The sequence below is a fragment of the Streptomyces sp. NPDC053560 genome, assembly GCF_044544605.1.
GTDB lineage: Bacteria > Actinomycetota > Actinomycetes > Streptomycetales > Streptomycetaceae > Streptomyces.
Map to the genome: position 1 here is coordinate 21,251 of NZ_JBITXI010000029.1, position 8,055 is coordinate 29,305.

Genomic DNA, 8,055 nt, shown 5'->3' on the forward strand with positions numbered 1-8,055 from the left:
TCAGCTGGGTCCGGCCTTGTAGCCGACGCCGCGCACCGTCACCACGATCTCCGGCCGCTCCGGGTCCTTCTCGACCTTCGAGCGGAGTCGCTGGACGTGGACGTTGACCAGCCGGGTGTCCGCGGCGTGGCGGTATCCCCAGACCTGCTCCAGCAGCACCTCACGAGTGAAGACCTGCCACGGCTTGCGCGCCAGCGCCACCAGCAGATCGAACTCCAGCGGCGTCAGCGCTATCGACTGCCCGTCCCGCTTCACGGAGTGCCCCGCCACGTCGATGACCAGGTCACCGATGGCCAGCTGCTCCGGCGCGGGCTCCTCGGACCGCCGCAGCCGCGCCCGGATCCGGGCCACCAGCTCCTTGGGCTTGAACGGCTTGACGATGTAGTCGTCCGCTCCCGACTCCAGCCCGACCACCACATCGACGGTGTCGCTCTTGGCGGTGAGCATCACGATCGGCACACCGGACTCGGCCCGGATCAGCCGGCACACCTCGATGCCGTCCCGTCCGGGCAGCATCAGGTCGAGCAGTACGAGGTCGGGCTTGGCCTCGCGGAACGCGGCGAGCGCCTTGTCGCCGTCCGACACGAACGACGGTTCAAAGCCTTCGCCGCGCAGCACGATGCCGAGCATCTCTGCCAGTGCGGTGTCGTCGTCGACGACCAGGACGCGTCCCTTCATTCGGCCATCATCCCATTACCTGATCGTGACTTACCGAATCGTGACGTGGAACACACCTCCGTAAGGGCGTCCCGGGTGACCGGCGACACCACCCCGGCCTCGGTCACGATCGCGGTCACCAGCTCCGCGGGGGTGACGTCGAAGGCCGGGTTGTAGGCCTGGGCGCCCAGCGGCGTGACCGGGAGCGCGACGCCCGCCTCGGCGCCCGGGACGGGTACATGCGGCAGCGAGATATCGGTCACTTCGTACCCTGCTCGCTGCTCCACCTCGATCAACGCACCCTCCTCGGTCTCCGGATCCAGCGTCGTGGTGGGGGCGACCACCACGAACGGCACGTGGTGGTAGCGCGCCAGAACGGCCAGCGGATAACTGCCCACCTTGTTGGCGACCGCGCCGTCCGCCGCGATCCGGTCCGCGCCGATCAGTACGGCGTCGACCTCGCCCGCCGCGAAGAGCGACCCCGCCGCCCCGTCGGGCAGCACTGTGTAGGCCATGCCCGCCCGCGCCGCTTCGTACGCGGTGAGCCGCGCACCTTGCAGCAGCGGCCTGGTCTCGTCCACCCACAGGCGTCGCAGCTCTCCCGCCCGGTGCGCCGCCAGCGCCACGGCGAAGGCGGTGCCCTCGCCCCCGGAGACCAGCGCGCCGGTGTTGCAGTGCGTGAGGATGCGGTGACTGCCGCCCGGCAGCAGCTCGCCGAGCAGCTCCAGCCCGTGCTCCGCCATCCGCGCGCTGGCCCGCGCGTCCTCGGCGTGCACGGCCCTGGCCTCGGCCAGAGCGGCCGCCGCTGCCTTCTCGCCCGTGCCCCCGGCGGCCAGTGCCTCCTCGTACGCCGCCACCGCACGCCGCACCCCGTACGCGAGGTTGACGGCGGTCGGCCGGGCGTACGACAGGGTCGCGGCGGCCTCGGCCACGTCGAACCCGCGGGCCGCCGCCAGGGCCACGCCGTACGCCCCGGCGATGCCCAGCAGCGGAGCGCCGCGCACGGCCAGCGTCCGGATCGCCTCGACCAGAGCCGGCACGTCCGTGCAGACCAACTCCGTCTCCTCGGCGGGCAATCGTGTCTGATCCAGCAGGACCACCACCGGTCCTTCGGGCGGCTCCTCCCAACGCAACGCGGGGATCGCGGGTGCCTCGGCGCCCGCCTGGGGTACTCCGTACGGATCGGCCATCCGCTCAGTCTGCCGTCAGCGGCGGGGGAAGCAGAAGGTCTCCCCGCATGTCCCGGACAACTGTCGCGGGAACCGGAACAGCCCTTCGTGACAAGGGGGCCGGTACGAAACCGGACTTGCCATGGCACGATGACTGGCACCGCGGATCCCGGAACCCGACCGCCGCCGCGGACGGGCAGTGAGAAGGAGCGACGATGAACAACTCTCCGGGCTGGGCCTCGCCCGGATCCCCCTCCGACGAGCCGGACCGCGGCCCCCAGGAGCAGCCCGCACCGCCCGAGCAGTCCACGGACCCGCAGCCCGCCGACGCACCCGCCCCCGAGAAGGGCGCGGCGGATCAGCAGCCGTCCGCCCAGTGGGCCAAGGAGCAGCCGCCGGCCGGACAGTGGTCCGCGCCCGGCGGTGACGCACCGACGGGTGGCACGCCGGGCGCCGGCGGCCATGGCGGATCCGCGCCGAACGACGGCGGTCCCGGCTGGAATCCACCGGGCGGCCCCGGACCGCAGGACGGCCCCGGCGGTCAGCCCGGCGGCGGGCAATCCGGCTGGGGCGGCCGGCCCGGGCCCGGCGGCCCCCAGTGGGGCGGCGGGCAACCCGGCTGGGGCGGCGCCTGGTCCCCGCCGCCTCCGGCGGCCAAGCCCGGCGTCATCCCGCTGCGCCCGCTCGGCATCAACGAGATCCTGGACGGCGCGGTAGCCACCATGCGGGCGCACTGGCGCACCATGATGGGTATCTCGCTCGTCGTCGCCGTGATCACCCAGGCCGCCGCCACGATCGTGTCGGGCGTATGGTTCCAGCGGGCCGACAGCCTGGCTCTCGGGGCCGATCCGAACGCGGACCTCGACAAGGTCATGCGCGAGGCCGGCGGTCAGCTCGCCGCCAGCGGCATCACCTGGTTCATCGCCATGCTCGGCACCGTGATCGTCACCGCGCTGATCACCATGGTCGTCAGCCGTGCCGTCCTGGGCCGCCCGGTCTCGATCGGCGAGGCCTGGCAGGACTCGCGTCGCCAACTCCCCCGCCTCTTCGGCCTGCTCATCCTCCTCCCGCTGCTGATCCTCGCCATCATGATGGTGTGCCTGGTCCCGGGCATCGTCATCGCCGCGGCGGGCGCCGAGCCGGCCGGCCTGGGGCTCGCGCTGCTGGGCGGCCTCGCCGCCCTGGTGCTCGGGGTCTGGCTGTGGATCCGCTACTGCCTCGCCGCGCCGGCCCTGATGCTGGAGAAGCAGGGCGTCATCACGTCCATGCGCCGCTCCGCCAAGCTCGTACGCGGCGCCTGGTGGCGGGTGCTGGGCATCCAGCTGCTCACCGTACTGATCGTGGTGATCGTGGAGTTCATCGTCCAGATCCCGGCCACCGTCATCGGCATGCTGCTCGGCGGGGACAGCGCGGCGGACTGGATGAACGGCAGCGCCGGCACCGGCTGGACGTTCCTGATCGTGGTCGGTATCGGCGCCGTGATCAGCTCCACCGTCACCTACCCGATCAGCGCCGGCGTCACCGCGCTCCTCTACATGGACCAGCGGATCCGCCGCGAGGCGCTCGACCTCGAACTGGCGCGGGCCGCCGGCCTGCCCGGCTACGGCACCGACGCGTCCCCCGCCGCCGGTCCCACGCCCGGGAGCTGATGCGGTGACGGCCGGGGGGAGAGTCGCCGTGCTCGCGCAGCACCTCGCGGGCACCGGCGACGACGGGCCCATACGCACGCCGCGCGTCCCCGCTCGGGAGGCGGCGGAACGCGAACTGTCCAAGCCGCGGTACCACGAGTACGACCCCAACCCGCTCCAGCGTGCCCTGAACTGGCTCTGGCAGCGCGTCGACGACCTCTTCAACGCGGCTGCCGGGGCCACCCCCGGCGGCTGGGTCGGCCTGCTCGTCATCGCCCTGGTCGTCCTGTTGCTGATCGTCGCCCTCCGGCTGCGGCTCGGCGCCCTGCGCCGCACTCCCACCACCGGTTCCGCGCTCTTCACCGACCGGCCGCGCACCGCCGCCGAACACCGCACGGCCGCGGAAGCCCACGCCGCCCGCCACGACTGGACCCCCGCCGTACAGGAACGGATGCGGGGTCTCGTCCTCGCACTGGAGGAACGCGCGCTGCTCACGCCGGCCCCGGGGCGTACCGCCGACGAGGCAGCCACCGAATCCGGCCGCGCCTTCCCCGCCCACGCCGACCGGCTGCGCGCCGCCGCCCGGACCTTCGACGCCGTCACATACGGCCGACGACCTGCCACCGTCGAGGAATACGCCCTGCTCAGCGCCCTGGACACGGACCTGAGCAACGACAGGCCGCAGCTCACCACCGCCCAGCCCGGGGCCGCCGGATGACCACCGCCCCCGCGTACTCCACCTCTGTCTCCCCCACCGCCGCCAGGATCTGGTCCCGCGCCCGGGGCCCGCTCATCGCGCTCCTCGTGCTCGCCCTCGGCGGCATCGCCATCGCGGCACTGAAATCCGACGAACAGCACGGGCGTCTCGACCCGCGGTCCGCCGACCCCACCGGCAGTCGAGCGCTCGCCACTCTCCTGTCCGAACGGGGCGTCAGCACCCGTGTCGTGACCAGCACCCGCGAAGCCGCCGACGCGGCAGGCCCGGACACCACCCTCCTGGTCACCGACCCGAACCTGCTGACCGGCCGCCAGCTCGCCACCCTGCGTACGGCCACGGGGCGCACCGCCGGCCGCACCGTCCTCCTCGCCCCCGATCAGCAGGCACTCGACTCCCTGGCCCCCGGTGTCCGGACCGCCGAGCCCACCGACGTCAGCGTGCGCCCGCCCAACTGCTCTCTGCCCGCCGCCCGCCGCGCCGGCGACGCCGACCTCGGCGGGACCCGCTTCATCGGCGCCGCCCCCGGCACCGACCGCTGCTACTCCGTCAACGGCCTGCCCACCCTGCTGCGCCTGCCGGGCAGTTCGGCCGGCGGCAACGGGCCGACGGGCGGTACCCGGGCGGCCGCCGACGACACCGTCCTGCTCGGCGCCCCCGATCTGCTCTACAACCACCGCCTCGACGAACGGGGCAACGCCTCGCTCGCTCTGCAACTTCTCGGTTCGCACCGTCATCTGGTCTGGTACCTCCCCTCCGTCAGTGATCCCGCGTCCGCCCAGGACGGCGAGCGCTCCTTCCTCGGCCTCATCCCCGCCGGCTGGCGCTGGGGCCTGCTGCAGCTGGCCCTCGCCGCCGTACTCACCGCGCTCTGGCGGGCCCGCCGCCTCGGCCCCCTCGTCCCCGAGCGGCTACCGGTCACCGTGCCCGCCGCCGAGACGACCGAGGGCCGCGCCCGCCTCTACCAGCAGGCCGGCGCCCGCGATCAGGCCGCCGCCGTCCTGCGCTCGGCCACCCGCGCCCGGCTGGCCCCCCTCGTCGGGGTGCCTCCCCTCCACGTCGACAGTGCCGACGTCCTCGTACCGGCCGTCGCAGCCCACCTCAGCGCGGACGGCATCTCCTCCGGAGCCCTGCAGCCCCTGCTCTTCGGCCCCGCGCCGGCAGACGACAAGGCCCTGGTCCAACTGGCCGACCGACTCGACGACCTCGAACGCTCGATCCTTCATCAAGAGAGGCACGCACCTCGTGAGCACCCCGACAGCTGACAGCGCCCGAGCTTCCCTGGAAGCCCTGCGCACCGAGATCGCCAAAGCCGTCGTCGGCCAGGACCCCGCCGTCACCGGCCTGGTCGTCGCGCTGCTCTGCCGAGGCCACGTGCTGCTCGAAGGCGTACCCGGCGTCGCAAAGACCCTGCTCGTACGCTCCCTCTCGGCAGCGCTCGACCTGGGGACGAAGCGCGTCCAGTTCACCCCCGACCTGATGCCGAGCGACGTCACCGGCTCGCTCGTCTATGACGCGCGCACCGCGGAGTTCTCGTTCCAGCCGGGCCCCGTCTTCACGAACATCCTGCTCGCGGACGAGATCAACCGGACGCCTCCCAAGACGCAGGCGTCCCTCCTCGAAGCCATGGAGGAGCGGCAGGTGACCGTGGACGGGACGCCTCGGCCCCTGCCCGAGCCGTTCCTGGTCGCCGCGACCCAGAACCCGGTGGAGTACGAGGGCACCTATCCGCTGCCCGAGGCGCAGCTCGACCGCTTCCTGCTCAAGCTCACGGTCCCGCTGCCCGCCCGTCAGGACGAGATCGGCATCCTCACCCGGCACGCCGAGGGCTTCAGCCCGCGCGACCTCGACTCCGCCGGGCTACGCCCCGTCGCCGGCGCCGCCGACCTCGAAGCCGCCCGGGCAGCCGTCGCCAAGACGTCCGTCTCCCCCGACATCGCCGCCTACATCGTCGATATCTGCCGTGCCACGCGTGAATCCCCCTCGCTCGCCCTCGGGGTGTCCCCCCGAGGCGCCACCGCACTGCTCTCCACGGCACGCGCCTGGGCCTGGCTGACCGGCCGCGACTACGTCACCCCCGACGACGTCAAGGCCCTGGCCCTCCCCACGCTGCGCCACCGCGTCCAGCTCCGCCCCGAAGCAGAGATGGAAGGAGTCACGTCCGACTCCGTCATCTCCGCGGTCCTCTCCCACCTTCCCGTCCCCCGCTGAGCCACGCCATGGCCCTTACCGGACGCACCGCGCTTCTCGCGGCTCTCGGCGCACTCGTCGTCGGTCTGCTGCTCCCCGGCTGGACGGGCATCCTTGCCGTCCAACTCACCTTGCTTGCAGCAATTTTGTGCGACCTGTCACTCGCCGCGCCAGTGCAAAAACTGCAGTTCACCCGTACCGGTGACACGTCAGTTCGACTAGGTGACGCTGTCCCCACACACCTCACCGTCACCAACCCCACCGGCCGCCCCTTGCGTGCCGACCTCCGCGACGCCTGGCCGCCCAGTGCCTTCCGCCCCGGTACCGAATTCGCCGCCTCCCGGCACCGACTCCAGGTCCCCGCAGCCGAGCGCCGCCGCGTCACCACCGCGCTGCACCCCACCCGCCGCGGCGAACACCACGCCGTACGCGTCACCGTACGCTCGTACGGACCGCTCGGCCTGGCCGCCCGCCAGGGCAGCCACCACGTCCCCTGGGCGGTCCGCGCCCTGCCGCCGTTCACCAGCCGCAAGCACCTCCCCGCCAAGCTCGCCCGGCTGCGCGAGCTCGACGGCCGCACCAGCATCCTCACCCGCGGCGAGGGCACGGAGTTCGACAGCCTGCGCGACTACACGCCCGGCGACGACACCCGCTCCATCGACTGGCGGGCCACCGCACGACAGCAGACCGTCGCCGTACGCACCTGGCGTCCCGAACGGGACCGCCACATCCTCCTCGCCTTGGAGACCGGCCGCACCTCGGCCGGCCGTGTCGGCGACATCCCCCGCCTCGACGCCGCCATGGACGCCGCCCTGCTCCTCGCCGCGCTCGCCTCACGCGCCGGTGACCGCGTCGACCTGCTCGCCTACGACCGCCGCCTACGCGCCGCAGTCCACGGCCGCACCGCCCGCGACGTGCTGCCCGCGCTGACCGACGCCATGACGCCTCTGGAGCCCGAACTCGTCGAGGCCGACGCCCGGGGCCTCGCCGCGGCCATCCGCCGCAGTGCGCCCCGCCGCTCCCTCATCGTGCTCTTCACCGGCCTCGACGCGGCTCCGGTCGAGGAGGGCCTGCTCCCCGTACTCCCGGGACTCACCCGGAACAACGAGGTCATCGTGGCCGCAGTGGCCGACCCACGCATCGAGTCGCTGGCCCGCTCCCGCCACACCCCGGCCGATGTGTACGCCGCGGCCGCCGCAGAACGTACCCGCGCCGAGCGCCACCGCACCGCTGACCGCCTCCGCGGCCACGGCGTCACCGTCGTCGACACGACGCCCACCCGGCTGGCCCCCGAACTCGCCGACGCATACCTCGCCCTCAAGGCCTCCGGACGGCTCTGAGGGGGCCTGCGGGAGCCGAGAGGGGAAGGCGGTCCCCGGACCGCGACCGGGGTCCGGGGAGTCTCGCTCGGCTTCTCTCTCCTGAATGGCTCACTGAATGGTTCAGGCGAATGCCCAGGCAGTTCACGCGCGCGCCGTACGCCGCTCTCAGCCGGCGTACGAGGCTCGCGAGGTACCCGTACCCACGGCGTGCGCCGAAGGGCGTCCGGCGGAATGGCCCCGGAACGCAGAAAAGCCCCGCACCATACGGTGCGGGGCTTCCCCACAAAGATTGTTCGGCGGCGTCCTACTCTCCCACAGGGTCCCCCCTGCAGTACCATCGGCGCTGAAAGGCTTAGCTTCCGGGTTCGAAATGT

7 protein-coding genes and 1 rRNA gene are annotated in these 8,055 nt (G+C 73.0%); 5 read left to right on the top strand and 3 right to left on the bottom strand.

What is annotated here, in order from left to right; all coding sequences use genetic code 11:
- Positions 1-678, bottom strand: a complete 678-nt coding sequence (gene mtrA, locus ACIGQF_RS38345; protein WP_030250475.1) for a two-component system response regulator MtrA — start codon at positions 676-678, stop codon at positions 1-3.
- The gene (gene mtnA, locus ACIGQF_RS38350) at positions 675-1,847 is read right to left on the bottom strand and encodes an S-methyl-5-thioribose-1-phosphate isomerase (RefSeq protein ID WP_399720705.1); all 1,173 of its coding nucleotides are present in this window, start codon (positions 1,845-1,847) and stop codon (positions 675-677) included. The genes mtrA and mtnA overlap by 4 nt, the downstream gene beginning before the upstream one ends.
- 194 nt (positions 1,848-2,041) lie before the next feature.
- On the opposite strand from mtnA, the gene ACIGQF_RS38355 reads away from it, so the two are divergent.
- From ACIGQF_RS38355 to ACIGQF_RS38375, 5 genes are read left to right on the top strand one after another with little or no spacing between them, the layout of a single operon-like run.
- The gene (locus ACIGQF_RS38355) at positions 2,042-3,475 is read left to right on the top strand and encodes a hypothetical protein (RefSeq protein ID WP_399720709.1); all 1,434 of its coding nucleotides are present in this window, start codon (positions 2,042-2,044) and stop codon (positions 3,473-3,475) included.
- Between the two features lie 28 nt (positions 3,476-3,503).
- Complete coding sequence (locus ACIGQF_RS38360) at positions 3,504-4,172, top strand: DUF4129 domain-containing protein (protein WP_399720712.1); 669 nt, start codon at positions 3,504-3,506, stop codon at positions 4,170-4,172.
- Positions 4,169-5,434, top strand: a complete 1,266-nt coding sequence (locus ACIGQF_RS38365) for a DUF4350 domain-containing protein (protein WP_399720716.1) — start codon at positions 4,169-4,171, stop codon at positions 5,432-5,434. Before ACIGQF_RS38360 ends, ACIGQF_RS38365 begins: the two co-directional genes overlap by 4 nt.
- Positions 5,415-6,380, top strand: coding sequence for a MoxR family ATPase (locus ACIGQF_RS38370; RefSeq protein WP_361568419.1), 966 nt, complete (start codon positions 5,415-5,417; stop codon positions 6,378-6,380). The genes ACIGQF_RS38365 and ACIGQF_RS38370 overlap by 20 nt, the downstream gene beginning before the upstream one ends.
- An 8-nt stretch (positions 6,381-6,388) precedes the next feature.
- Positions 6,389-7,699 carry a DUF58 domain-containing protein gene (locus ACIGQF_RS38375; RefSeq protein WP_399720720.1) on the top strand — a complete coding sequence of 437 codons (1,311 nt, stop codon included), beginning with the start codon at positions 6,389-6,391 and terminating at the stop codon, positions 7,697-7,699.
- Between the two features lie 273 nt (positions 7,700-7,972).
- Here the strand turns inward: ACIGQF_RS38375 and rrf are convergent.
- A 5S ribosomal RNA gene (rrf, locus tag ACIGQF_RS38380) occupies positions 7,973-8,055 on the bottom strand; the annotation flags it as partial.